Origin of the sequence: Caulifigura coniformis (assembly GCF_007745175.1) — a bacterium.
Lineage (GTDB): Bacteria > Planctomycetota > Planctomycetia > Planctomycetales > Planctomycetaceae > Caulifigura > Caulifigura coniformis.
On record NZ_CP036271.1, the window covers coordinates 4,542,177 to 4,566,935 of the forward strand.

At 63.1% G+C, this 24,759-nt stretch carries 19 protein-coding genes; 8 read left to right on the forward strand and 11 right to left on the reverse strand.

The window, feature by feature from the left end; genetic code table 11:
• The first annotated feature begins 314 nt into the window (after nt 1-314).
• Nucleotides 315-542, forward strand: a complete 228-nt coding sequence (locus Pan44_RS18335; protein WP_197453442.1) for a hypothetical protein — start codon at nt 315-317, stop codon at nt 540-542.
• Nucleotides 543-652: 110 nt separating this feature from the next.
• Nucleotides 653-1,141, forward strand: coding sequence for a hypothetical protein (locus tag Pan44_RS18340; RefSeq protein WP_145031876.1), 489 nt, complete (start codon nt 653-655; stop codon nt 1,139-1,141).
• A 129-nt stretch (nt 1,142-1,270) separates the two neighbouring features.
• On the opposite strand, the gene Pan44_RS18345 is transcribed toward Pan44_RS18340, so the two are convergent.
• Both Pan44_RS18345 and Pan44_RS18350 read right to left on the reverse strand, forming a co-directional pair.
• Entirely contained in the window at nt 1,271-1,915 is a 645-nt protein-coding gene (locus tag Pan44_RS18345) for a hypothetical protein (protein WP_145031880.1), read from the reverse strand.
• A gap of 51 nt (nt 1,916-1,966) precedes the next feature.
• The gene (locus Pan44_RS18350) at nt 1,967-3,355 is read right to left on the reverse strand and encodes a DUF6513 domain-containing protein (RefSeq protein WP_145031882.1); all 1,389 of its coding nucleotides are present in this window, start codon (nt 3,353-3,355) and stop codon (nt 1,967-1,969) included.
• A gap of 587 nt (nt 3,356-3,942) precedes the next feature.
• Here Pan44_RS18350 and guaA point away from each other — a divergent pair.
• The 3 genes from guaA (at nt 3,943) to Pan44_RS18365 (ending at nt 7,385) form a co-directional block, all read left to right on the forward strand.
• The gene (gene guaA, locus Pan44_RS18355; RefSeq protein WP_145031885.1) at nt 3,943-5,532 is read left to right on the forward strand and encodes a glutamine-hydrolyzing GMP synthase; all 1,590 of its coding nucleotides are present in this window, start codon (nt 3,943-3,945) and stop codon (nt 5,530-5,532) included.
• Nucleotides 5,533-5,711: 179 nt separating this feature from the next.
• A complete protein-coding gene (locus Pan44_RS18360) occupies nt 5,712-6,704 on the forward strand; it encodes a DMT family transporter (RefSeq protein ID WP_145031888.1) in 993 nt (330 codons plus the stop codon).
• Nucleotides 6,705-6,836: 132 nt separating this feature from the next.
• On the forward strand, nt 6,837-7,385 hold the full coding sequence (locus tag Pan44_RS18365; protein WP_145031891.1) for an FKBP-type peptidyl-prolyl cis-trans isomerase: 549 nt from the start codon (nt 6,837-6,839) through the stop codon (nt 7,383-7,385).
• Between the two features lie 81 nt (nt 7,386-7,466).
• Here the strand turns inward: Pan44_RS18365 and Pan44_RS18370 are convergent, their stop codons facing one another.
• The 8 genes from Pan44_RS18370 to Pan44_RS18405 all read right to left on the reverse strand — a co-directional run bounded on the left by Pan44_RS18370 (nt 7,467) and on the right by Pan44_RS18405 (nt 19,563).
• Nucleotides 7,467-7,895: a MauE/DoxX family redox-associated membrane protein gene (locus Pan44_RS18370; protein WP_145031896.1), complete on the reverse strand. Its 429-nt coding sequence runs from the start codon at nt 7,893-7,895 to the stop codon at nt 7,467-7,469.
• Nucleotides 7,888-8,316, reverse strand: coding sequence for a cupin domain-containing protein (locus Pan44_RS18375; RefSeq protein ID WP_145031900.1), 429 nt, complete (start codon nt 8,314-8,316; stop codon nt 7,888-7,890). The genes Pan44_RS18370 and Pan44_RS18375 overlap by 8 nt, the downstream gene beginning before the upstream one ends.
• 119 nt (nt 8,317-8,435) lie before the next feature.
• Nucleotides 8,436-9,875 (reverse strand): type I glutamate--ammonia ligase, encoded by a 1,440-nt coding sequence (gene glnA, locus Pan44_RS18380; RefSeq protein ID WP_145031903.1) that lies wholly within the window; start codon nt 9,873-9,875, stop codon nt 8,436-8,438.
• 362 nt (nt 9,876-10,237) lie between these two features.
• On the reverse strand, nt 10,238-11,257 hold the full coding sequence (locus Pan44_RS18385) for a glutamine synthetase beta-grasp domain-containing protein (protein WP_145031906.1): 1,020 nt from the start codon (nt 11,255-11,257) through the stop codon (nt 10,238-10,240).
• Nucleotides 11,258-11,507: 250 nt separating this feature from the next.
• Nucleotides 11,508-13,229: a DNA polymerase/3'-5' exonuclease PolX gene (polX, locus tag Pan44_RS18390; RefSeq protein ID WP_145031909.1), complete on the reverse strand. Its 1,722-nt coding sequence runs from the start codon at nt 13,227-13,229 to the stop codon at nt 11,508-11,510.
• A 209-nt stretch (nt 13,230-13,438) separates the two neighbouring features.
• Entirely contained in the window at nt 13,439-13,987 is a 549-nt protein-coding gene (locus tag Pan44_RS18395) for an O-acetyl-ADP-ribose deacetylase (RefSeq protein WP_145031912.1), read from the reverse strand.
• Between the two features lie 496 nt (nt 13,988-14,483).
• The gene (locus Pan44_RS18400) at nt 14,484-15,632 is read right to left on the reverse strand and encodes a DUF1559 family PulG-like putative transporter (protein WP_145031915.1); all 1,149 of its coding nucleotides are present in this window, start codon (nt 15,630-15,632) and stop codon (nt 14,484-14,486) included.
• Between the two features lie 481 nt (nt 15,633-16,113).
• Nucleotides 16,114-19,563, reverse strand: a complete 3,450-nt coding sequence (locus tag Pan44_RS18405; protein ID WP_145031918.1) for a pyruvate carboxylase — start codon at nt 19,561-19,563, stop codon at nt 16,114-16,116.
• 369 nt (nt 19,564-19,932) lie between these two features.
• Between Pan44_RS18405 and mtaB the strand changes: the two genes are divergently transcribed.
• The 3 genes from mtaB to Pan44_RS18420 all read left to right on the forward strand — a co-directional run bounded on the left by mtaB (nt 19,933) and on the right by Pan44_RS18420 (nt 23,587).
• A complete protein-coding gene (gene mtaB, locus Pan44_RS18410; protein WP_145031922.1) occupies nt 19,933-21,261 on the forward strand; it encodes a tRNA (N(6)-L-threonylcarbamoyladenosine(37)-C(2))-methylthiotransferase MtaB in 1,329 nt (442 codons plus the stop codon).
• Nucleotides 21,262-21,339: 78 nt separating this feature from the next.
• The gene (locus tag Pan44_RS18415; RefSeq protein WP_197453443.1) at nt 21,340-21,696 is read left to right on the forward strand and encodes an STAS domain-containing protein; all 357 of its coding nucleotides are present in this window, start codon (nt 21,340-21,342) and stop codon (nt 21,694-21,696) included.
• A 235-nt stretch (nt 21,697-21,931) separates the two neighbouring features.
• On the forward strand, nt 21,932-23,587 hold the full coding sequence (locus tag Pan44_RS18420; RefSeq protein ID WP_145031928.1) for a hypothetical protein: 1,656 nt from the start codon (nt 21,932-21,934) through the stop codon (nt 23,585-23,587).
• 10 nt (nt 23,588-23,597) lie between these two features.
• On the opposite strand, the gene Pan44_RS18425 is transcribed toward Pan44_RS18420, so the two are convergent.
• Nucleotides 23,598-24,683: a 3-keto-disaccharide hydrolase gene (locus tag Pan44_RS18425; protein ID WP_145031931.1), complete on the reverse strand. Its 1,086-nt coding sequence runs from the start codon at nt 24,681-24,683 to the stop codon at nt 23,598-23,600.
• Nucleotides 24,684-24,759 lie beyond the last annotated feature (76 nt).

A 24,759-nucleotide genomic window follows, 5' to 3' on the forward strand; every position in this document is an offset into this window, starting at 1 on the left:
CATTGAGATTCTGGACCTGTGACATGTATGACATGTGTGACGAGATTTGTGGTCGTCTTTCACTCCGTTTCGCGGAGTGATCCCTCATCTGTTTCAGGTTGCCAAAGAACGAACTCTCTACCCTCATGGGCGAGGTTGCGCGCAGGGCAGAATTCGGCGTGTCAGGACGAGAGCGCGCCTGGCTGGATCGCTTTGCGGGGTGAGACCTTGCGACGATTCTCAACGGCGTGACAGCGCACGTTGAACGGCTAGACGCCGTACCACGCTCGTCGACGGTGGCGGTCGTGTTCGCGTCAAGCAAAACGAAGGCGAATATGGGCTGGAACTACAGGATCATGAGGCACGCCGACCAGAACGGCGTCTGGTACGGCTTACACGAAGCGTTCTACACAGACTGTCAACCGGAGGGTTGGACAAAGGACTCGGTGATCGGCGAGTTCGAGAGCGTTGAAGACCTCGTCACATCTCTGGAGAAGATGCTGAACGACGCCAGAAGATTCCGCGGCGACGTCCTGGAGTACACGGAAGGCCCCTCCGAATAGTTTGCACCGCTGCCTGTCCCCGATGCGGTCGAACGTGACGGATCATCTCTGTTCGGTGACACGGCGCAATTTGCCCACCGAATTACGAGCCCCGTCCGTAAACAGGCGGGATGATCAACAAAACCCCCGAGCCGAAACGCAAACGCCGACGATGGACAATCGCCGGAGCGTTGCTGCTGATGGCGGCCGCCGCAGGCTGGTGGTACTGGCCGCGAGGGGACGCCAGGTTCGTTGGCACTTGGGAGGTCTTTCAGGACTTCCAGAGCCATCCGGAGCAGAACTCCCCGAAGCCAATTCAGAGTGTCACGTTCTACGCGAATGGAACTGCCCGAGTTGTCCGGCCAGGCAGCAATCCGATAACGATGCTTGGGGCATGGCGGGTGGAGGGCGATGAGCTGCAGCTGGGTTACCAGATTCCCATCCGGTGGCGCTCAACAGCCGTCACAACCGCGCGTCGTATCGCCAAAGTCACTGGGCGATATTTGCTCGTCTATGAATGGGGCAATCGCGTTTCGTTTTCTCACACGAACGAATTTCGTGTGCACGACCGGGACGAGAAGATCAAGGACGGATTCTTTTACCGCCGTGTCCCCGAATGATCACCACACCCGGCACCCACCCAATCTCCCGCGCCAGCACTCACCCATCCGAGTACCGAGTCCTCCGTACCGAGTTCCCTCCCACCCCATCCTCCATTCATCCCTCGCGCCGCGACTCCATGCCGAAGGTCATCCTCGTTGACGCCGATCATGGAGATGCAATTGCAGATGACTTTCAATCGCCGACCAGTCGGCATCGGCACCCCAGTCATAAGGCCACACCCCCAGAGTCATGAGGTACTCCGGTGATGCCAGCAGCTCTTCGAGCTGTTCAATGACTCGCTTTGGAAAGTCAGTGCGATCTTCCCGGATGGCGTCAGTCGCCGGATGCCATCCGACGGGCAGGGACGACGTGGTTTCAATATCGACCAGGATTCGCAGCCACACATCGGCGGACTTCGCGAACTGCGTGCCGCCCGGGTTGCCGACCGCCTCCCACAACCGGATCCACGGGAACAGGACGTATCCTTCCGGATGGCTCAGGAGATAGTCGCGAAAGTCTCTTGGCTCATTCATCACCGCCCACTCGAAGCCAAAGCTCCGAACGAGCACGTTTCCCCAGACGCACGTGAATGCGAGCCCGTTGTCGCAGTGCCAGAGCCCCCCGCCGAGTTCATAGAACACCCAGTCGAGTTCACAGATGTCCCTAGGCCGCCCTTCGAACTGATACCGAGGGATCGTCGGGACGTTGAACCACTGGGTGAAGCGTTCGATCCCGGCATCAACGAGTCGACGCTCTTCCTGCGTCACCGGCCGCAGTTTTGAACGGTCCATCGATTGTGACGGGTCACTTTGCACCCCCACCCCCATTCATCCTTCCGCCTCTCAGCCTTCCTTCTTCCGCCTCTCATGCGCACTCGGCTCCGCCCACGACAAGAACCCCCATCGCAGCGGTTGATCCTGCATGTACTGCTTGTCGAGTTTCAGCGCCGTTACCGCCTTGCACAGCTCGAAACCGAGGTAGAACGCATGCGGCGCATCGAGCGTTGTCGACTTCGAGAACGAATCAAACAGTTCGAACGGATCGTCTCCCTGCCAGTACCCGTCGCGGTTCATCACGTGGATCCGGCCCCGCTCCACGAAAATCCGGAAGTTCGGGTCCTTGAGCTGGCGGCTCATCGCTTCGAGGAATTCTTCCCCCTGCGGGCGCAGCTTGTCGTCGCGGACGACGAGCAGCGGTGAATCGACCTTCTTGACCAGCCGCCGTTCATCGAGGGCCTGCTTCACCAGCCTCCGGGCGAGGTCGAATTCCTTCACCGAGGACCGGGCCCAGTTCGCGACCTCGGTCGTGAGCACACTGCCGATCGAGAGTTCCTGGCAGACCGCGGCCAGCAGGAAGTTGAGCCCGGCACTATCGACTTCCGACATCTCCGTGATGTTCCCGACGCCCATCATCATGGGCCAGTCGGCCCGTTCCCGCCGGACCTCGAAATACCTCGACAGCGAAGCCGCGAATCCGAACCCGATGGGTTCGATGATCGGGTCGACGCGAAACGGCCGGCCCGCCTGAGCCAGGCGCTCGGTGATCGGCACGAGTTGTTCCGGCGAAGCGGGGTTATCCGGAATCGCGATCCATTCCACCGGCAGGTCGACGGACCAGTCAAGATTCGAGTGGTTGACGCTCAGCACAAGTTCCGCCCCGGCCTCGACCGCCGCAGTGACTTCCTTCTGGTCGAAGCTGTCGACGGAGACGCGGAAACCTTCCTGCCTGAGCATCGCGACGACGCGGCCGATGCCGGACCACGATTCGCCGGGGATGCAGCCGACGTCGATCAGGTCGGCGCCGCTGCCCCGGTAATGATTCGACAGCGTCAGGATTTCGGCGTCCGACATTCGGGGGGCGTGGTTGATCTCGGCGATGATCTCGATGTCGAACCGGGACAGATCGACCGTCCGGGCGCCACCCAGGCCGAAGTGGGTGGGAAGGTCGAGAACGTCCTTCGGCCCGCGCTCGAAGGGGAGTCCGAACCGGTCCGAAAGCGGCTGCAGGTCGCCCTGGCACCAGCCGGGGAGGATCACCCGGTCGAACGGGCCGTCGATCGACAGTTTGCGGCTCAGCCATTCGGCATGCAGGAGCGCGGCGACGCTGATGCCAACGACTTCGACGTCGTACTCGAAGCCAATTCGCTGAGCGACCTCAGCCGTGATGCGTCGCACCAGCGGTTCGGCCAGCCGGCCCGTCACAAACAGGATTCGCTCACGCTGAGAAGGCATTTGCCCATCGTAAGAAGGGGCATGGCTGACCGCGAAGGGGCTCGCTGGTTTTCCCGGGGGCCGAGGAATGGGCGATGACCTGCAGGCTTGTGTGATGGTTCACACCAATGGGACTTCGTCCTGCGTGGCCGCCGCTGGAAAGTTAATGACGAGGTGAAAGCCGACTGCGGGGGCGAGGAAGAAGGAAGGGGACGTCACACTGCACTGGTCCGCCAGGTGCCACAGCCGAGACGGCTATGGCACCTGGGTTTGTTTTCGGGGCATGGTTGGACAGGAGGAGGGAGTTGGATGGCTTGGTTTCGGGGGCCGGCGGCGGGGCAGACGACCCGCAGGCTGGCGGCTGGCGGCTCACGCGCGGTCGGAAGCCGCGTCGCGTTCGGATGACGAAATCTTCGTGTCCAGCGACAGGGCGTCACCCGGTTCTGCACACGAAATGAATACGGACGCGACCTCGTGAGGGCCGGCGGGCGCGACCGGCGTTACAGGTTCGGGGCACTGTTGCGGGCGTCGAAGGATTGAAATTCACCGTGTCGCGAATACAGTGCGGGATTCCTTCCGCCGCAGGCAACGACAGATTTGCTGAACCAATGGCGAACTCCGCCGCGAAGGCCGCTTCTCAACCCGCTCCCCCCGACTCACACGCGGAACGCATCCTGGTTCTGGACTTCGGTTCGCAGACGGCCCAGCTGATTGCCCGCCGTGTTCGTGACCAGCACGTCTTCTGCCAGCTCGTCCGGCACGACCTGACGCCCGAACGGATCCGCGAACTGAACCCCAAGGGATTGATCCTTTCGGGCGGTCCCTCCAGCGTTTACGAACCGGGGGCTCCCCTGCCCCACCCCGGGATTTTCCAGCTGGGGATCCCGATTCTCGGCATCTGCTACGGGATGCAGGCCGCCTGCCGGGCTCTGGGCTGCGAGGTGAAGCCGTGCCTGTCGCGGGAATTCGGGCACACCCAGGTCCGTTCGGCCGACACTGACCCGTTCCTGGTCGGCGTTCCGGATGAATGGACCGTGTGGATGAGCCACGGCGACCAGGTGCAGAACCTGTCGGAGCAGTTCCAGGTCCTGGCTACGACCGACACCTGCCCGAACGCCGCGGTGAAGCACCACACCCTGCCGCTGTACGGGCTGCAGTTCCATCCGGAAGTGACGCACACCCAGTTCGGCGAACAACTGCTGGCGAACTTCGTGCGGAATGTCTGCGGTTGCCACGGCAACTGGAAGATGTCGTCGTTCATCGAGGAGCAGGTGCAGTCGATCCGCGAGCGGGTCGGCAGCAGCCGCGTGATCTGCGGGCTGTCCGGAGGCGTCGATTCGAGCGTGACGGCGGCCCTGCTGTTCAAGGCGATCGGGTCGCAGCTGTCGTGCATCTTCGTGGACAACGGCCTCGTCCGCCGCGGCGAGACGGAACAGGTTCGCAAGGAATTCAGCGAACATTTCCAGACGGACCTGCACGTCGTCGACGCGCGAGACCTGTTCCTGAACCAGCTTGCCGGCGTGACTGACCCGCAGCAGAAGCGGAAGATCATCGGCAAGGTGTTCATCGACGTCTTCCGCGAGGAAGCGAAATCGATCAAGGACGCGAAGTTCCTCGCGCAGGGAACGCTGTACCCGGACGTGATCGAATCGGGGGCGAATCCGGACGGTCCGGCCGCGACGATCAAGTCGCATCACAATGTCGGCGGGCTGCCTGCGGAACTGGGATTCGAACTGATCGAGCCTCTTCGGGACCTGTTCAAGGACGAAGTCCGGCGGATGGGACTGGAACTGGGGCTGCCGGAGAAGCTGATCTGGCGTCACCCGTTCCCGGGGCCGGGTCTGGCTGTCCGCTGCCTGGGGGACATTACCGCCCAGCGACTGGAGACACTTCGGGCGGTCGACGCCGTGTTCATCGAGGAACTGGAGGCCGCGGGGCTGTATCGCGAAGTGCAGCAGGCGTTCGCCGTACTGCTGCCGCTGCAGACCGTCGGCGTGATGGGTGACGCCCGGACGTATGAAGACGTCGTCGCCCTGCGGGCCGTGAACACTGACAACTTCATGACGGCCGACTGGTCGCGGCTGCCGTTCGACTTCCTGCAGAAAGTGTCGAACCGCGTGATCAACTCGGTCCGCGGCGTGAACCGGGTGGTGTACGACATCAGTTCAAAGCCGCCCAGCACGATCGAGTGGGAATAAAACGCACCGCGGAGACGCGGAGGACGCAGAGAAGAGGGAGATCGCCGCTGCGCTGCGAATCGCGGATTCAGACTCGGTCTCTCACTTTGATTACGAACCTTTGAACAAACCCCGAGTCTCGTCGGCAATGTGCTCCCACGCCGCGATCTCCCACTTCTCCCTTTCTCTGCGCCTCTGCGGTGACCTCTTCTTCGAATCGTCAGGACGGCCGGGTTGAAGGGATGCCTGCCGCGCCGGTGTTGAGGCCGGCCGGCAAGCCACTCACAGCTGCCGCGACGGCGCTGGCGCTCACCACCGCCTTCCTCTGGGGCGGCACGGCGGTTTCCAATCAGTTCGCAGTGGATCAGCTGCCGCCGCTCATGGTTGGCGGGCTGAGGTTCTTCCTGGCGGGGCTGTTCATGCTTCCCTGGTGCCTGGTGGAGCGGGCGCCGATCGGGATCACGCGGGCGCAGTGGAAGCCGGTGCTGGTGATGGCGGCGCTCCTGTTCCTGCAGATCGGCACGTTCAACATCGGGGGGAAGTGGTCGACGTCGTCGCACGCATCGCTGTTCGTGAACACCTACATCTTCTGGGTGGCGGGCGTGGAGCACTTCGTGACGCGGACGATCCGCCTCGGCTGGCGGGCGATCCTGGGGCTCGCGATTGCGGGGATCGGAGTCGCACTGCTGGTGCTGTCGACGGCCAAGCCGGCGGCGACCGCCGCGAGCGGGATGGATACGCCGACGCTGTCGGGCGACCTGATCCTGCTCTTGAGCGGCCTGATTCTCGGGGTCAAGGTGCTCTACACGAAGGACGCGGTGCGGCAGATCGCTCCCGGAACGGTCATCCTGTGGCACGACTTCCTCGGGGCCGCGATGTTCTTCGTGGCGAGCGCTCTCACGGAGCCGATGCCGACTTCGGCCCCAACGTGGCCGACGATCTGGGCGATGCTGTACGGCGGATTCGTCGTTTCGGGCTTCTGCTTCGCGGCCCACGCATTCCAGTTGCGGACGTATGGGGCGTCGCAGATTTCCGTGTTCAGCTTCACGACGCCGGTATTCGGCGTGGGGCTGGGGGTGCTTCTGCGGGGGGACGCTTTGTCGCCGTGGCTGCTGGTGTGCGGGGTGGCGGTGGCGGTCGGAATTACGCTCGTGAACCTGCCGGAGGGGAGTGAGGCGGAGGCGCTCGAGTAGGCCTGATTGCATCTGGCGCTCTCGCTGCCTGGCGAAATCGGCCCTACATTACTCCCACGGTCTGAGGTCGTAGCCCGCCGGGTCTTGACTGACTCAGACATCGCAGATTGTGTTCATCAGATCGAGCGTACAATGCTTCGGAACAGATTGGCCGGCTTGGCCTTGATCGGGTTGGCGACGAGCGTGGCGGGATGCGGCACTGTTGATGTCGCCCAGGCCGCGGATGAGAAGCCGGCCGCAGCAGCACCAAAGGAAACGGGGAAGAACGTGGCAGACAGCGCACCGGAAGTGGCGTTTCCGAGCCTCCCGAAAGGGGCCGGCAAGATGGACGACAATGCTCCCAAGACATTCACCACGACGGAATCGGGGCTGAAGTACCGCGTGCTCCGCGCCGGCACTGATCCCAAGCCGACCGCCCGGCAGGCGGTCGAGGTTCACTATCACGGCTGGCTGGACAACAAGAAGGTGTTCGACAGCTCCTACGAGCGCGGCGAGACGATTTCGTTCGGGCTGAACCAGGTGATTCCCGGCTGGACCGAAGGGATGCAGAAGGTCGGCAAGGGGGGAATGATCGAACTCGAGATCCCGGCCAAGCTCGGCTATGGATCACGCGGCGCGGGCGCTGCGGTTCCTCCGAATGCGACGCTGCACTTCCTGGTGGAGCTGAAGGACATCAAGTAATTCGGCCGGCTCCTTGCTTTGGGATGCACGCCCGGCATCCCAAAGCAGGACAAACATGCAGGCCACGCCAGGCAAGGCGCCTTATCGGCTTCCCCGACTGGCCGGAGAAACCGCTGCCAGAAGCCAGGCAGCGCTGGCGGCGGACAGGACCGAGTAATCGAGTGACGGCTTCGGGCCGAGTGCGACTGTCATCGTGATTGCAAACAGCATCAGCAGACTTCCTGCGGCCGCCGCAACGAGCCGCAGACGCCATCCGATCAGGAGGGCAACTGCCAGCACGACTTCCGCACACGTCGCGATCCAGCCGACTGCGGGGATGAGTGCCTGCGGCAGAAACCAGTTCAGTCGAGCCACGTAGGCTTCGTACTCTGAAACGTTGCCCCAGGCGACTCCTTCTGCCCCGGGGGGCCCCCAGAGCCCCAGTCGATCGGCAACGGCCGACAGGAACGCCGCCGACAGCGCCAATCGCACTATCCAGGTCGCCGCGATGAGAGCGCGATCGCTACTCATGACCGGCTTCCGGGATGGCAATCTGTTTGGCGTCGCGAGGATGAATCAGGACCGCAATGATCCGCGCCTTGTTCGCGGATGAGGCATTTTTCGAGACCCGGTGCAGGCAACCGGTCGGTTCGTAGAATGTCTCGCCTGCCTTGAAGACCCTTGTCGGAAGGTCATCGATCCCCAGTTCGTACTCGCCTTCCGCAACGTAGCCGAACACCGGACCGGGATGACGATGAGGCTTGCCCGCCTGGCCAGCCGCGAGAGACACCTCGACGACCGTCACGCTGGAGTCTTTCGCGTCCAGTTTTTCAATGATTTCTGAGGTGGAGATCACCCGGACCGACTCGCTCTTCTCATGCTGCTGAGCGAGGGAAGCTCCCCCCGCACCGACGAGGGCCCCCGTCAGCAACAACAGTGCGGTTCGAATCATGCAAAGTCTCCAGAGGCGGGGCGAACCTGGCAGGGCAGCAAAACAGAAAGCCCGGTCATCATGACCGGGCTTTCGAAGTTTTGCACCACTGTCGCAGGCAGCACCTGCTGCTGGAACGACTAGCAGTTGTAGTAGAGGTCGAACTCGTAGGGGTGGGGGCGGAGGCGAACGGGGTCGATTTCGTTCTCCCGCTTCCACTTGACCCAGTTTTCGATCAGGTCGGACGTGAAGACGTCGCCCTTCAGCAGATAAGCGTGATCCTGCTCAAGAGCCTCGAGGGCTTCGGTGAGCGACTTGCAGGCGACGTTGGTGTGGGAGAGTTCCTCTTCGGTCATCTCGTAGATGTCGCGGTCGAGCGGCTCGCCGGGGTCGATCTTGTTCTGGATACCGTCGAGCATCGCCATCATGAGGGCGGTGAAGCTCAGGTAGCCGTTGGCGGCCGGGTCCGGGCAGCGGAACTCGACGCGCTTGGCCTTGGGGCTCGGCGAGTACATCGGGATGCGGCAGGCGGCCGAGCGGTTGCGCTGGCTCATGGCGAGCGTGACCGGGGCTTCGTAGCCGGGGACGAGGCGGTGGTAGCTGTTGACGGTCGGAGCCGAGAAGGCCAGTAGCGAACGACCGTGCTTCAGGATGCCGCCGATGGCGTGGAGGCCGAGTTCCGACATGCCTGCATAGCCGTCGCCGGCCATGAGGGGCTTGCCATCCTTCCAGAAGGACATGTGGGTGTGCATGCCCGAGCCGTTATCGCCGTAGATCGGCTTCGGCATGAAGGTGACGGTTTTGCCGTGGCGCTTGGCGACGTTCTTAATGCAGTATTTGAACCACAGGAACTGATCGGCCATGGTGAGCAGATCAGTAAACTTCATATCGATTTCGCACTGGCCGGCGGTGGCGACCTCGTGGTGGTGGGCTTCGACAACGATGCCGAGCTTCACCATTTCGGCGACCATGTCGGCGCGGACGTCGCCGAGGGTGTCACCGGGGGCGACGGGGAAGTAACCGGCCTTGTAGCCGATCTTGTGGCCGAGGTTGGCGCCGCCTTCGGTGCGGCTGGAGTTCCAGGCTGCTTCGGAGGAGTCGATCTCGTACATCGATCCCCGCTGCGAGCTGGAGAATCGGATGTCGTCGAAGATGAAGAATTCGGGTTCTGGCCCGACGAAGCAGGTGTCGGCGATGCCGGTCTGCTTCATGTAGGCGATGCCTTTCCGGGCGATCCAGCGGGGATCGCGGGAGTAGTTTTCCTTGGTGATCGGGTCGACGATGTTGGCGATGAGGCTGACCGTCGGCCGGGCATGGAAGGGATCGAGGCGGGCCGTGGAGACTTCCGGGACGGCGAGCATGTCGGAGGCGTTGATGGCCTGCCAGCCGCGGATGGAGGAGCCGTCGAAGCCGAAGCCGCCCTCGAAGATGCCTTCGTCAAGGTCGTAGATGGGATATGAGCAGTGCTGCCAGGTGCCGAGCATGTCGACGAACTTGAGGTCGACCTGTTCGACGTTGTTGCTCTTCGCGAAGGCGAAGAATTCCTTGGGGGTCTGCGGCCAGGGCGACTTCGTACTCATAGGATCAGGACTCCGGGCGAGGCGTAGGAACGGTCACCGATTTCGGGGCGGAAACGAACGCCGCCTGCAGAATAAATCCGGGGACAGTGGGGATGATTGCTAAGCGGTCAGCGACTCGCAAGAGACGGCGAATCGCAGGGAAAGCGGAAGCGAGTCGGCGAAAAAGGGATTCCCGGAGCGGCTCGAGTTCAGCGAATTCCGAGAAATGTTCAAAGTGGTCCTTCTCCGGGCGGCCGTCCGTACGACCGAGATTTCGACCGGACATTGATCGGCATCCCGGGCTGAGACATCAAGGAAAAAACGCCGCCCCGGTTGCGAGGCGGCGTCTCGGAGACACATCTCACGTTTCGCGGGACTGGAAATCAGCCGAGCGGGACAGTGGCGATCGTCTTCAGGATCTGGCCGGCGATCTGGTACGGGTCGCCCTGGCTGTTGGGTCGGCGGTCTTCGAGGTACCCGCGGTATTCGTTGTTGACGAAGCTGTGCGGGACACGGATCGAGGCACCCCGGTCGGCAACGCCGTAGGAGAACTTGTCGATGGACTGCGTTTCGTGGTGTCCGGTGAGGCGGAGGTGGTTATCCGGTCCGTACACGGCGATGTGGTCGTTGACGTTCACTTCGAAGGCCTTCATGAGCTTTTCGAAGTACTCCTTGCCGCCCTTCTCACGCATGTAGGCCGTGGAGAAGTTGCAGTGCATTCCGGAGCCGTTCCAGTCGCCGCGAATCGGCTTGCAGTGCCATTCGACGTCGACCTGGTACTTTTCGCAGAGTCGCATGAGGAGGTAGCGGGCGACCCAGACCTGGTCGGCGGCACTCTTGGAGCCCTTGCCGAAGACCTGGAATTCCCACTGTCCCTTGGCGACTTCGGCGTTGATGCCTTCGTGGTTGATGCCGGCGTCGAGGCAGAGGTCGAGGTGCTTCTCGACGATTTCGCGGGCGATGCCGCCGACGTTGGTGTAGCCGACGCCGGTGTAGTACGGGCCCTGGGGCTGCGGGAAGCCGCTGCCGCTGGGGAAGCCGAGGGGCCGGCCATCCCGCATGAGGAAGTATTCCTGCTCGAAGCCGAACCAGGCGCCCGGATCGTCAGGAATGTTTGCGCGGCCGTTGCTGGGGTGCGGCGTTTTGCCGTCGGGCATCATGACTTCGGCCATGACGAGGGCGCCGTTCTTCCGGGTGGAATCGGGGAAGATGGCGACCGGCTTGAGCATGCAGTCGGAGCTGCGTCCTTCGGCCTGCTGTGTGGAGCTGCCGTCGAAGCCCCACATGGGGAGATCTTCGAGCTTGGGGAAGGACTTGAATTCCTTGATGGTGGTCTTGCTGCGGAGGTTCGGCGTCGGCGTGTAGCCGTCGAGCCAGATGTATTCCAGCTTAAATTTTTCCATGGCGCCTGAGTGCTTTGTCTGCCGGTGAGTGTCAAGGAATTTGTGGAGCCGGCGTCCGTGCCAGCGTGGTAAGCAGTCTTGCTTATCGATTCAGCAGCCACCGGGCATTCGCGTCTGAATTTCCAGCAATTCTGCGGCTTCTCCGCTGGAGTACCTGCAGAATGCAACGGGTGTGCCAGTTTGCGCAGGGGTGCTCGACCATGCGGCAGGGCTGCCCGGGTGGGGGGAGGCAGCTGGAGAGGGGCGTGCCCTACCCTTTCGCTTGCCGGAGGCGTTCGAGAAAGGCGTCGACCGGGAGGGTGTTTGCGATGTCGTCGCGCGTCAGGCCGGCCCGGCGGGCCTGGAAGACGCCGAACTGCATGAGGTCCATGTCGGCGAAGCCGTGGGCATCTGTGCTGATGACGATGGGAATGCCGCGTTTCTTCGCGGCGGCGGCATGGATATCGTCGAGGTCGAGGCGGGCGGGATTGGCGTTGATTTCGACCATTACGCGGTGCTTCGCGCAGGCGTCGAGGAAGACATCGAAATCGATGTCGGCCGGCTTGCGGCGATCGACGAGGCGACCAGTGGGGTGGCCGATGATGTCGACATGGGGATTCGTGATGGCGCACATCAGCCGCTTCATGATCTGCTCACGAGGCTGCTGGAGGCCGTAGTGCAGGACGGCGATGACCCAATCGGCCTGTTCCAGGACGTCATCGGGGAGGTCGAGGGTGGCGTCTTCGAGGATGTCGCATTCGATCCCTTTCAGGATGCGAATTCCCTTGATGGACTTCTGGGCTTCGTCGATCGCCTTCCAGTGGGCGAGAAGGCGGGGGGCATCCAGGCCGTTGGCCATCGAGACCCGCTTGGAATGGTCGGTGATGGCGATGTACTCGCGTCCGCGGGATTTTGCGGCCTCGGCCATTTCGAGGATCGAGGCCGATCCGTCGGAGGCGGTGGTGTGCATGTGCAGGTCGCCCCTGATGTCATCAAGTTCGACCAGGCGCGGAAGCGGGCCCTGCTCCGCGAGGGCGAACTCCGTCCGGTTCTCACGGATCTCCGGGGGGAACACCGGGAGCCCGAGCGCGGCGTAGACCTCCTGCTCGGTGCGGCCGGCGACCATCTGCTCGCCGCGGAACAGGCCCCATTCGTTGAGCTTGAGGTCCATGTCCTGGGCACGGCGCCTGAGGACGACATTGTGCTCTTTCGACCCGGTGAAATACTGCAGGGCCGCTCCGAAGGATTCTGCGGGGACGACGCGCAGGTCGAGCTGGAGCCCCTTGAAGAGGCGGACGCTCATCTTGGTGTCGCCCCGGGCGATGATCGCCTCGACGAGGCGATGCCCGGCGAGGCGGTCCATGATGGCGTCCGGTTGCGACGCCTCGGCGAGCAGGTCGAGATCGCCGCAGGTCTCCTTGCGGCGTCGGCAGCTGCCCGCGACTTCGAGCTGCGCGACACCGGGCACGGATCTCAGGTCTTCGGCGATCTGCTCGGCGACCTGCTTCGCTTCCGAGAGGTAGACCCGCCGGCCGGCCGACTCTGCGACTTCCAGCCCCTTGAGGATGGCGTCCTGGGTCTTTTTTCCGAAGCCCTTGATGCCGGCGATCCGGTTCTGTTCGGCGGCCAGGCGCAGCTCGTCGAGCGAACGGATTCCGTGCTCCTGAAAGAGCGCAAAGACCTTCTTCGGGCCGAGGCCCGGGACGCGCAACATGGCGACGACTCCGGCCGGGACCTGTTCGCGGAGCTCGGCCAGTTGCGGAATGCTGCCGGTCTGGACCAGGACCTGGATTTTTTTTGCGAGGTCTTCCCCGATGCCGGGAAACTCGCGGAGTTTCGCGATGCTGTCGGCGGCTGCCGCGATCGACTCCGTGGAATCGAGGATGGCGCGGGCGGCGTTGCGGTAGGCGCGGACGCGAAACGGGTTAGCCCCCTGAATCTCAAGGAGCTCGGCAAGCTCTTCAAACTGGGCCGCGATTGCGCCGTTCTGCATGGAAGCGTCCTGAGGATCGAGTGACGGGGCTCCCCAGTTTAGAAGATTCGGGGCGGTGTGCCTTTTCGGGCGGGGAGGAGATTCGCCACAGAGACGCGGAGGGAGGGAGATCGCGCCACAACCGGGTCGCCACGCCGGGGAGCTTTGTGCCCGGTGATCACAGGGGGCTGACGCCCCCCGCTCGCCGGGTTGGGGGGAGAGGGCGTTGTTTACTGGCTGGGGTAGAACATGGCCTCAATCGTTCGGGCGAAGGCTCCGTAGGCTCCTTCGCTGAAGAGCACGAAACGGACGATCGAGGGACGGCCGCGGGCGATGAGGAACTCGCGGGTCGTCCCCAATGCGGTCTGGGCGGCGAGGTCGATCGGGTATCCGTAGACGCCGGTGCTGATCGCGGGCATGGCGATCGATGCGCAGTCGTGTTCGATCGCCAGTTCGAGGCAACGACGATAGGCGTTTGCCAGCAGGTCGGGCTCGCCCTGTCGCCCGCCTTTCCAGACAGGGCCGACGGCATGGAAGACATATCGGGCGGCCAGACGCCCTGCGGTGGTCGCGACGGCCTGGCCCGTGGGGCAGCCCTCGGGATATCTCCGGGCCGTCTCCTGCATCAGAGCGGGGCCTGCGGCGTGATGAATGGCGCCGTCGACTCCCCCACCACCGGCGAGCTGTGAGTTGGCTGCATTGACGATGGCGTCGGCGGCCTGGCGGGTGATGTCTCCGACCAGGAGTTCGATTCGCGATTCTCCAATCCGGGCGAGCATGGGCGCTGTGTCGATGGCTCAGGTTTGAACAGGAAAGATACAGGATCAGGGGACAGGACGTCTCTCGGAACGGGGTGGGCGGCTTCCCGAGGTGGCTTCAACGGGGAACAGAAGGAAACGGGGGGAACAGAAGGAAACGGGGGGAACAGAAGGAAACGGGGGGAACAGAAGGAAACGGGGGGAACAGAAGAAAAGGAAGGGAAGGAAGTGAGGGGATGGTGGAGGTTGAACGGGGGAGAAATGGCTTTCGTCGCAACGGGGGCAGCGCGCGGATGCGATGTGTCGCTCCTTGCGGGGCTCAGGTTGCGGAGGGGCCATGAGCAACGGGGGGAGCTGCGGCATTCAAGGAACTCCGTCGGAACATTGGAGAACCGATGGTTCATCCGACCGGCGGCGAGCGCATTGCTGCTCCCTTGAGCATGGCCAACGAAAAAAGCGGCGGTGGGAGATTCCCACCGCCGCTCGTGTCCTGAAATCACGTCCGCTCCGCAGCCGATTAGAATTCGGTGTCGCTGACGATGTTCTGGCCCTTGCGCGAGCCGTCCCAGGTGAGGAGGCTGGAGTAGACCATGGCGTCCATCGTCTGGTTGAGGAACCTGCCGTTGCCGCCGCAGAAGATGACGTTCACACCGCCGGAGTGCGTCGAGCTGGGCCGCTGGGCCTGGCCTTCCGCGCCCTGGAGGTTGGCGTTGATCATGCCGTTGCTGGCGACGACGCCACGGAACCCGGCCGGGATCGCCAGGGAGGTGCCTTTGACCGGTGCGGCCGCCGTGCCGGCAACTCCAACGCCCCCCGCGGTGGTCGAGGCGGCGATGACGTAGTTGGTGCCGGAGTTCGCCACGGGGAGACCGAACGAGAAATCGCTGATTTCGATGTCCCCGGTGGCTGCAGGAGCGCGACCGGCCCAGTTCTGTGCCTGGAGGTTTTCAGCAAACAGGAGGGTGGCGGTGGTGCCGTCGGCGCGGGAAACCTGGTCGAGCTTGATCTGGACATCGGGCCACGACACACCCGTTCCACGAGCCACTTCGCGGTCATCCGCCGGAATCGGCGTGGCGCCGGTTCCGTTGAAACTGTAGTCGTAGAGCGACGAGACGTGGCCGGCCGTGGGCGTTCCGGTGGCGTTGACCGTCATATCGGCGCCGTAGATCGCGTTGGAGATGTATCCGACGTTGATCGCGTAGGAGAGGTTGCCGGGGAGGTTGTCGTTCGGATCATCCGGGCAGTTCAGGACCTTGTTCTTGACCTCGGCCAGACCGGTCGTGGTGTTCACGCCGGTACCGTCGTTGGTGGAGGCGGCGAGGCGTTCGCCGAGAGGTCCCAATTCGATGAACGGGAAGAGCTGGACCGTCCAGGGGGTTCCGGCGTTGACCGGAGTGGAGGCCGTACCCCAGTTAATGGGGGCGCTCAAATCCGTCAGGTACGGCAGGCTGCCGTTGCGGCTGGTGGCGTACGACTGTGCGGCGATGCCGAGGTTTCGGATGTTGTTGAGACATTCGGTCCGGCGCGCTGTGGCTCGGGCGTTCTGCACGGCTGGCAGGATCAGGGCCGCCAGGGTCGCGATGATCGAGATCACCACGAGCAGTTCGATGAGGGTGAAGCCCCGGCGAGGGGCGGCCCGCCTGAGAGCGGTACGACGCGTGAGCATGAGGGACTCCAGGACAACGTTCGGGACACGAAACTCGACAGATTTCCGATCGCCCCAACGATTGTGGCCGGCTCGGGAATCCGAGGAAACTTACGAAAGGAATGGGGACGCTATTGGACGGGAATTCGTGATCAGCGCGAAGTTTTCAGTGCGAAGTTTCGAATCTGCTCACAACTACTGTGCCCCGGGAAACCCGAGGGCTCTGAAGGGCCTATTTGCTGCGATTCGCAGCAGTCCGAAAAGGCCTTCCGGATTATGTAGCGTTTTCAGGCGTCGAAACACAACAAACCGGTTCAACACGTTGCGTTTTCTGGATTTGGAACGCGTCTCGTCCGGCTATTTGGGATGAATTGCACGTCGCGTGCCGAATCGGGTCTGATCGTCCACAACACAATGGTTGGGGAGGTCTCTCGATGCGGTTCACTGGCAGAGCCAGTGCCACCCGGCCGCGTTCCCCTACGGGTCGCGGCTCACGAGACGGTTATTCGATCGTCAGGAGCAGGTCGCCGGCGTCGACGCGGCTTCCGGCTTTGACAAGCAGTTTCCCGACTTTGCCGTCGCGGCTGGCGTTGACCGTCGTCTGCATCTTCATCGCTTCAATCGTCAGCAGCTTCTGTCCCTTCTTGACCGCCTCGTCCGGCTCAACCACCACCGAAACGACCATGCCGGGCATGCTCGAGGCGATGTGGGTGGGGTCGGCCGCGTCGGCCTTCAGGTTTTTGACGACGGTCGACTCGAGCGTGGCGTCGGGGACGTTCACATCACGCGGCTGGCCGTTCAGTTCGAAGAAGACCGAGCGGGTTCCGTCCGGATGGGCGCTGCCGGTGGTGGTGAACTTCAGGAAGAGAGTCTTGCCGGGCTCGATATCGACGGCGAATTCTTCACCGGGCTGCATGCCGTAGAAGTAGACGGGCGTGGGGAGGCCGCTGGTATCGCTGAATTCCTGGCGGTGGGCGGCGAACTGCTCGAACACCTTGGGATAGAGGATGGCGGAAAGTTCGTCGCGCTTCGTCGCGGGGCGTTCGAGCAGCGGTTCGAGGCTCTTGCCGGCGGCGTCGAGGTCGGCGGGGGGAAGGGATTCGCCGGGACGACGTTCAAACGCAGGCCGGGAACCGAGAATCCGCTGCTTCACCTGCTCGGGGAAGCCGCCGGGGGGCTGGCCCATCGCGCCGGAGATGAGGTCGATGACCGATTCGGGATAGGCGATGTCCTTCTTGCCGTTGAGGACATCGTCGCTGGTGAGTTCATTGGCGACCATGAAGAGGGCCATGTCGCCGACCGACTTCGACGTGGGCGTGACCTTCACGATGTCGCCGAAGAGCTGGTTCACCTCGGCATAGACGCGGCAGACTTCCTGCCAGCGATCGGCCAGGCCGAGGGCGCGGGCCTGCTCGTAGAGGTTGGTGTACTGGCCGCCGGGCATTTCGTGGTTGTAGAGGTCGGCCGTGCCGGGGAGCGTTTCGCTTTCGAACGGCAGGTAGAACTGCCGGACGCAGCGCCAGTATTCGGCGATCTCGTCGAGCCGGCGGGAATCGAGGCCGGTTTCACGGGGCTGGAAGCGGAGGGATTCGCAGAGGGTGTTGAGGTTCACCTGCGAGGTTCCGCCGGACATGGGGGCCATGGCGGCGTCGGCGATGTCGAGTCCGGCGTCGGCGGCGCGGAGGATCGACGCGGCCTGGATTCCGGCGGTGTCGTGGGTGTGGAAGTGGATGGGGACGCCGATTTCCTGCCGGAGAGCCTTGACCAGCGTGGCGGCCGCTTCCGGCTTGCACAGTCCGGCCATGTCCTTGATGGCGAGGATGTGGGCCCCCATCTTCTCGAGGTCTTTGGCGAGGTCGACGTAGTACTTGAGGGAGTACTTGGTGCGGTTGGGGTTGGTGATGTCGCCCGAATAGCAGATGGCCGCCTCGCAGATGCCACCGGCTTCGTTCACGGCCTCCATGGCGACCCGCATGTTGGGGACCCAGTTGAGGCAGTCGAAGACGCGGAAGACATCGACGCCATTTCCGTCGGCGTAGGCTTCCTTGACGAACTCGCGGACGACGTTGTCGGGATAGTTGGTGTAGCCGACGGCGTTCGAGGCACGGAGCAACATCTGGAACAGGATGTTGGGGCACTTCTCGCGCATCTGGTCGAGACGCTCCCATGGGCATTCCTGCAGGAAGCGCATGGTGGTGTCGAAGGTCGCCCCGCCCCACATTTCGAGCGAGAAGAGCTGCGGCAGCAGAAAGGAATAGGCCTCGGCGATCTGCACGAGGTCGTAGGTGCGGAACCGCGTGGCATGCAGGGACTGGTGGGCATCGCGGAAGGTGGTGTCGGTGATGAGCAGCGGCTTCTGCTCTTTCACCCACCTGGCGAATCCCTGAGCGCCGAGCTTGCGGAAGCGATCCTTCGTGCCTTCCGGACGGGTGGCGCGGGGATCGTACGGGGGAATGGGGGCGGGAGTGCGCCGGGTGGCGACGGGCCGGCCTTTCACCATCGGGTTGCCGTTGACGATGACGCCGCCGACATAGCTGAGGAGCTTCGTCGCGCGGTCTTTGCGTTTCGGGAACTCGAACAGGGAGGGGTTTTCGTCGATGAACCGGGTCGTGCATTCGCCGGTGACGAAGGTGGAGTGCTGGAGGACGTTGATGAGGAAGGGGATGTTGGTTTTGACGCCGCGGATACGAAATTCCTGCAGGCAGCGATGCGTGCGGCGGATGGCGTCCTGGAAGCGGCGGCCGCGGGTCGTGACCTTCACGAGCAGCGAATCGTAATAGGGATGGACCCAGGCGCCGGAGAACGCAGACCCGGCATCGAGACGGACGCCCATGCCGCCGGCGGAGCGGTAGTGGGAGATGCGGCCGTAATCGGGGACGAAATTGTTCGCGGGGTCTTCTGTGGTGACGCGGCACTGCACGGCGAAGCCGTTGGTGCGGATGTTGGACTGCGAGTCGATCCCGATCTCGGGGTCACCGAGCTTGTAGCCCTGGGCGACGAGAAGCTGGGCGCGGACGATGTCGAAGCCTGTGACTTCTTCCGTGACCGTGTGCTCGACCTGGATACGGGGATTGACCTCGATGAAGTAGAACTTGTTGGTGTCGGCATCGACGAGGAACTCGACGGTTCCGGCGGCGACATAACCGACCTGATTGCCGATTTTCACCGCGGCTTCGCAGAGGGCGTCGCGGACCGCTGGGTCGAGATTCGGCGCCGGGGCGATTTCGATGACCTTCTGGTGGCGGCGCTGGACGGAGCAGTCGCGTTCGTAGAGGTGGACGAGCGAGCCGTGCTGGTCTCCAAGGAGCTGCACTTCGATGTGCCTGGCCCGGGAGATGAATTTCTCGATGAAAATATCGGGAGAGTTGAAGGCGACGAGGGATTCGCGTCGCGCGGCTTCGTAGTTGTCGACGAAGTCGGCTTCGTTATGGACGACGCGCATTCCGCGGCCGCCGCCGCCGTGGGCGGCCTTCAGGATGATGGGGTATCCCTGCTTTTTCGCTTCGGCGAGGCCTTCCTTCGCGTCCTTGAGCGCCTTTGTTGAGCCACCGAGGACGGGAACTCCGGCCTGCATGGCGATGGTGCGGGCGGCGGTCTTGTCGCCCAGCTTGATCAGGTGTTCGACCTTCGGGCCGACAAACGTGATGCCGTTATCTTCGCAAGCCTTTGCGAGTTCAGGCTTTTCGGAAAGGAATCCGTAGCCGGGGTGGATGCCGTCGACGCCGTTTTCCTTGGCGACGGCGATGATGCCGTCGATATCCATGTAGCTCTTGATGGGCTCGCCGGGCTGTCCGACCTGGTAGGCCTCGTCCGCCTTGAAGCGATGGAGGGCAAAGCGGTCTTCGTGGGCGAAGATGGCGACGGTGCGGATGCCGAGTTCGGTGGCGCTCCGGAAAACGCGGATCGCAATTTCGCTGCGGTTACAGACGAGCAGTTTTTTAATAGCTGGCATGGGGGCCAGTCTGATGTTCGGCGGGGGTTTTTCAAGGACGATCGTGCGGGGTTTGAAACGTGGGAAACGCGTTTGACGACGAAACCGTCAGGCTTGGCAGAAACGGCCAGTTCACTCCAGTCCGAACGGGGGTGGCGCGGGAGTGGATGAGGGGCGTGACGCGGGTGGCGTTCGGTCCGTGAGGCGCAGAACTTCTGACTGCGGCGGTCGTTCCGACAGAACTGCGGTGCGGCGCTGGTGACGGCTTTCGGATGTCGATTGTCGTTGAGTGGCTCTTTGACGCGCCATTCGGGTCTGGCGAGTCTATGATGGGCCCCCGATCCTCGATTGAAATCAAAGTCCCTGCCGAATCATTCCCACTGCTGATTCATGTCCCGCACCGTCCGACTGGTGACCCTCGGCTGCAAGGTCAACCAGTATGAAACCCAGCTCGTCAAGGAGGCCCTGGAAAAGCACGGCTTCCGTGAGGCGGCAGACGGGGAGAACGCCGACCTGTGCGTGGTGAACACGTGCACGGTGACGAACGAAGGGGATTCGAAGTCCCGGAAGATGATCCGGTCGCTGGCGCGGGAGAATCCCGGAACGCGGACGCTGGTGATGGGTTGCTACGCGACGCGCGATCCCGAGGCGGTCAAGGAACTGCCGTCGGTGTTTGAAGTCGTCACGGACAAGCGCGAACTTCCGGACGTGCTGCTCCGCGAGGGCGTCCACAACATGCCGGCGGGGATCTCAACGTTCGACGGCCGGAAGCGGGCGTATGTGAAGGTGCAGGACGGGTGCATCCTGAAGTGCAGCTACTGCATCATCCCCAAGGTGCGTCCGGGACTTCGCAGCCGGTCGGCGGACGACATCGAAGACGAGGTGCGGCGACTGATCGACAATGGTCACAAGGAAATCGTGATCGCGGGGATTCATGTCGGGCATTACGGAGTCGAGACGACTCGCGGTCGCAGCGGGTTGCCTCCGTTCCGGCTATGGCATCTGTTCCGACGACTCGACCGGATCCCGGGAGACTGGCGGATGCGGCTTTCGAGCGTCGAAGCGAACGAGCTGAACACCGATTTCATCAACGCCGCGGCGGATTGCGAGCACCTGTGCCCGCAGTTCCATCCCGCCCTGCAAAGCGGTTCGGACACGGTCCTGGAGCGAATGCGCCGCCGTTACCGCATGGGGCGGTTTCTGGACATGCTCGACCGTTTCCGCGACCGGATTCCGGAGGTGGCCTTCACGACGGACGTGATCGTTGGCTTCCCGGGGGAGACGGACGAGGAGTTCGAGCAGACGCTCGAGAGCTGCCGACGGGCCCAGTTCATGAAGATCCACGTTTTCCCGTTCAGCACGCGTCGCGACACGCCCGCGGCCACGATGCCGAACCAGATTCCCGCAGAACTGAAACGGGAGCGATGCCATCGGCTGTCGGTTCTGGAACGCGAGCTGGCCGGGAACTACTATGCCAGATGGATTAACCGGCCGCTCGAGGTGCTCGTGGAGCGCGAATCGGAGTGGCGTCCCGGTTGGCTGCGAGGAACGGATCGGCGCTACATCCCGGTGGAGTTTCCTGGCCCCGCGGGGCTGATTGGAGACTTCGCGACGGTGAGAGGCGCCGTGGTCCATCCGGAGTTCCTGGAAGGGAGCCCGGGCGTGACAGGCGAGGCGATCCGCGACGAAGAACGAGCGGAGGCCGATTGCATTCGATGAGAGGCCGCCGGCCGGGGCCGGCAAGGTTTCGGTGATCCGGGCGAGAACCGCCCCCTGTGTGCGATGGGAAACGGTGCGATGGAGTCGCGGTTTTTCAAGATTGCAGTCGATGAAGACGTCGCCCGCGTCGACGTACTTCGCGATCGGCTCACTGAGGAAGACAACATCGAGGAATTCGGGCAGGAGCTGACGTCTCTTGTCGAGAAGCAGAAGGTGACCCGAATCGTCCTGAACATGGAACGCGTGAAGTACTTCACGAGTTCTGTGATCGGAAAGCTGATCATGCTGCACCGGCGCATGAGCCGGTCGGACGGACAGATGGTACTTGCGAACCTGCCGCCCGAGGCGGAAGAGATCCTTTCGACGAGCCAGCTGCTGACTTACTTCAATACGTCGGCGACGGACAACGGGGCGAACAGCGGCGTGCAGGCCTGAGAGGCCGCGGTCAGAAGTGAGAGGGCGCTTGATCAGGGGGCTGATCTCCCCCGCTCGCCTGTGCGATCGGGCTGCTGGCTTCTCAAGGGGCCTGCCTGCTGTTTCAATCACGTCGGGCGGAGGGGCTGCGGGATCTTGTCTTTCATGACAGGCAGGTTGCGTCTTGGGATCGGCTACGGGGTTCGATCGGAATCTTGCGCGGGGCCTCCCTGCAGGAGATCGGCCGGCATGTGGCGTGCCGGCGACGCGCTGGCGTGAGCGTCTCATTGCTGTCACGGTCCTGGCCGCGTGTTCGCTGGCGGTGGGGCTCGTCGTTCCGCCGACGGATGAGCTGCCGCACTGCGACGACTGGGACTACGTCGAGACGGCGAGGCACTTTCTCGCGACCGGACGGATGGTGCTCTCCGACTGGCCTGCCTTCACGCTCGTTGGCCACGTTCTCTGGGGTTCGCTTTTCGGAGCGATCCTGGGACCGTCGTACTTCGCGTTCCGCCTGTCGATGTTCGTGATGTCCTGGCTCGGCGCCATGGGAATCTACGAATGGGGCCGCGATTCCGGGCGCAGCCAATGCCAGGCCATTTGGATTGCAGCGGTAGTTCTCCTGAACCCGCTGAACATGGTCTACCAGAACTCGTTCATGAGCGACGTGACTTCGGTCACGGCCTTCATCTGGCTGGCCGTGCTGCTGAATCGCCGGCCACAGCACCGGGCGCTGAGTTCCGTGGGGACCGGACTGCTGGCCGCGTTCGGTTACCTGGCCCGCCAGACCGCGGTGATCCCATTGATCGCCGATTGCCTGATCGAGGCGATGAAAGTGGTGAGGGGTCGGCGACTTGACCGCCGGCTCCTGATCACCCTCGCGACGTTCGCTCCGTTCGTGGTGGGATACTGGGGGTGGCTTTTCATTCGAGGAACACCGTATTCCACATCAGTCACGGCCCGGACGGCGCTTCCTGCGCCGGTGGAGCTTGTCGAGCGTCTCACGATACTCGCGCTGGCGACATCTCTGTACCTGGCACCTGTCTGGATTGGCGGCTGGTCACAAATCCGTTTCCGTGTCGTCCGCAAGGGGTTGATCGCCTGGGGATCGCTGCTGGCGATCATGCTGGTCCTGAATCGCGGCCTGCCGGCTCCCTATGAACGCCAGGAAGTCTTCGACCTGGGAATCGGCTTCAGCGATTCGATTGTCGAAATGCAGCACCTCGAAGGGCCAGCGGTCGAAGCATTCGGAACGCGGGTCTCCGTGTTTCGCGTGGGGACGACATTATTGGCGGTGCTCTCGCTGTTCGCGGCAGCGCAACTCGCGACTCAGCTTCGGGCCAGCGACCTGCTGCAGAGCCGCGGTTTCGTGCGATCCTCGCTTTCGCTGTCGATTCTGGTCGGACTTCTGTGCATCGTGCCGACGATGCATGGCCGATATGCCTGGCCAGTCTGCGTCGCCGTGCTGATGGCGTGGCAGTTCACAGTTGTTCCCACAGAACGATCTTCGTTCCCGGGAGTGGGGCTGCTGCTGACGGCGATCTACGCAATCGGCGGATTGCTGGGGCTGCAGGACAACAGCGTCTGCCAGAAGACGATCTGGCAGGCGATTCACCAACTGGAGGCGCAGGGAGTCGATCCGAACGAGATCAATGCGGGGCTCGAATATGGCGGGCTTCGCCGATTCACGCCGCACTACCGCGGGGAAGAACATCGCGGCCCATATCTCGCCCGCTTGAGCCCTCTGCATCGGGATGCGGAGATCGTGGTTAACAGCCCGTTCAACATCTTTGCGCCGCGACGCCAATACTCCGTGACCTACGGGCCGCTTCCGGGAACGGACGTGATCGACGAACTCGAATTCCGGTCGTGGTGGCGTACCGGGAAGATTTCCATCCTGGAGCGGCGATGAGTTCGTTTCTTCAGAACTGGTTGCCAGATGCGTCGGATACAGCGACAGGAACCGGGGGGGCCTTGATGGGCAGCGCGAGCCAGTCGATGTCGCGGGCGTCGGGTTTGGCCGTATCGATGATCCACAGGTTCCGGTAAACGACCGGGTTCTGATGGTCCTGCAGCTTGATCGGGAGCGGCTGGGGCCCTTCCGCGGTTCCGGCTCCGGTCTTGCTGGGAATCTTCCGCTGCGCGTGAATCGGAACGCCGTTGTGCCAGACACTGATCGTCATGGGCTCGATCTTCTTTCCGTCGGCATCGAACTTCGCCGCCTGGAAGTCGATGTCATAGGTCTGCCATTCGAGCGGTGGGAAGCACATGTTCACGGCCGGGCGGACCAGCTTGTAGAGGGCGCCGCACTCATTCTCGCCCCCTTCCAGTCCGAATGAATCGAGCACCTGCAGCTCGTAGCGCCCCTGCAGGTAGAAGCCACTGTTCCCTCTCGCCTGTCCGCGGGCGAGAGGCTTGTAGGGAAGGAGGAATTCGCCGTGGAGGCGGAAGTTATTCCAGGCATCACTGGTTTCCGTACCGGCCATAAGCCAGCCGTTCTCGGTCATCCTGCCCTTCTTGAAGTGGTCGGTGCCGGCGCCATCGAAGAGAACGGTCGCTCCGGCCGGCGCTTTGGCTCCCATCGTCGGGCTTTCACGGTGAACCCGCTTCAATTCACCGAGCTTGTTTCCGAGGCTGTCGACGACGAGCGCTTCCTCGGGAGAGACGAGCAGCGAAGTCACATTCCCCTTGAGGGCGACCCCCTCCGCGGTCCGTTCGCCATCGAGGAGAATCCGCTGACCCCGGAGCCAGCCGTCGCCGGGCAGGCCGCCGAGATATTTCACGGCGGTGAACTTCCCGTTTCCGAGCGCGACGACCTGCACGCCGATGCGCTGCGAACCGCGGAGATCGCCCTGGAGCTGCTGCCATCCGAGATACTCGCCGGCGAAGGCGAAGTCTCCGTCGGCTTTGTCGGGCGAGGTGTATGTGGGGCCGTCTTTGGCGTTCTGCGCGTAGGCCGAAGCAGACAGGACCAGGAACGCGAGAGCGGAACGGAGAATGAGCGTCATGGTTCGAGCCGGCAGGTGAAGTCGACCGGACGGGCCAAAGTCGGCGCGTCCTGGAAAGAACCTACAGCCTGTTGAG

Bases quoted from the DNA above. Each gene is read 5' to 3' on its own strand.
- Pan44_RS18335 (WP_197453442.1), top strand. From the start codon at position 315: ATGGGCTGGAACTACAGGATCATGAGGCACGCCGACCAGAACGGCGTC.
- Pan44_RS18340 (WP_145031876.1), top strand. From the start codon at position 653: ATGATCAACAAAACCCCCGAGCCGAAACGCAAACGCCGACGATGGACA.
- Pan44_RS18345 (WP_145031880.1), bottom strand. From the start codon at position 1,915: ATGGACCGTTCAAAACTGCGGCCGGTGACGCAGGAAGAGCGTCGACTC.
- Pan44_RS18350 (WP_145031882.1), bottom strand. From the start codon at position 3,355: ATGCCTTCTCAGCGTGAGCGAATCCTGTTTGTGACGGGCCGGCTGGCC.
- guaA (WP_145031885.1), top strand. From the start codon at position 3,943: ATGGCGAACTCCGCCGCGAAGGCCGCTTCTCAACCCGCTCCCCCCGAC.
- Pan44_RS18365 (WP_145031891.1), top strand. From the start codon at position 6,837: ATGCTTCGGAACAGATTGGCCGGCTTGGCCTTGATCGGGTTGGCGACG.
- Pan44_RS18370 (WP_145031896.1), bottom strand. From the start codon at position 7,895: ATGAGTAGCGATCGCGCTCTCATCGCGGCGACCTGGATAGTGCGATTG.
- Pan44_RS18375 (WP_145031900.1), bottom strand. From the start codon at position 8,316: ATGATTCGAACCGCACTGTTGTTGCTGACGGGGGCCCTCGTCGGTGCG.
- glnA (WP_145031903.1), bottom strand. From the start codon at position 9,875: ATGAGTACGAAGTCGCCCTGGCCGCAGACCCCCAAGGAATTCTTCGCC.
- Pan44_RS18385 (WP_145031906.1), bottom strand. From the start codon at position 11,257: ATGGAAAAATTTAAGCTGGAATACATCTGGCTCGACGGCTACACGCCG.
- polX (WP_145031909.1), bottom strand. From the start codon at position 13,229: ATGCAGAACGGCGCAATCGCGGCCCAGTTTGAAGAGCTTGCCGAGCTC.
- Pan44_RS18395 (WP_145031912.1), bottom strand. From the start codon at position 13,987: ATGCTCGCCCGGATTGGAGAATCGCGAATCGAACTCCTGGTCGGAGAC.
- Pan44_RS18400 (WP_145031915.1), bottom strand. From the start codon at position 15,632: ATGCTCACGCGTCGTACCGCTCTCAGGCGGGCCGCCCCTCGCCGGGGC.
- Pan44_RS18405 (WP_145031918.1), bottom strand. From the start codon at position 19,563: ATGCCAGCTATTAAAAAACTGCTCGTCTGTAACCGCAGCGAAATTGCG.
- mtaB (WP_145031922.1), top strand. From the start codon at position 19,933: ATGTCCCGCACCGTCCGACTGGTGACCCTCGGCTGCAAGGTCAACCAG.
- Pan44_RS18415 (WP_197453443.1), top strand. From the start codon at position 21,340: ATGGAGTCGCGGTTTTTCAAGATTGCAGTCGATGAAGACGTCGCCCGC.
- Pan44_RS18425 (WP_145031931.1), bottom strand. From the start codon at position 24,683: ATGACGCTCATTCTCCGTTCCGCTCTCGCGTTCCTGGTCCTGTCTGCT.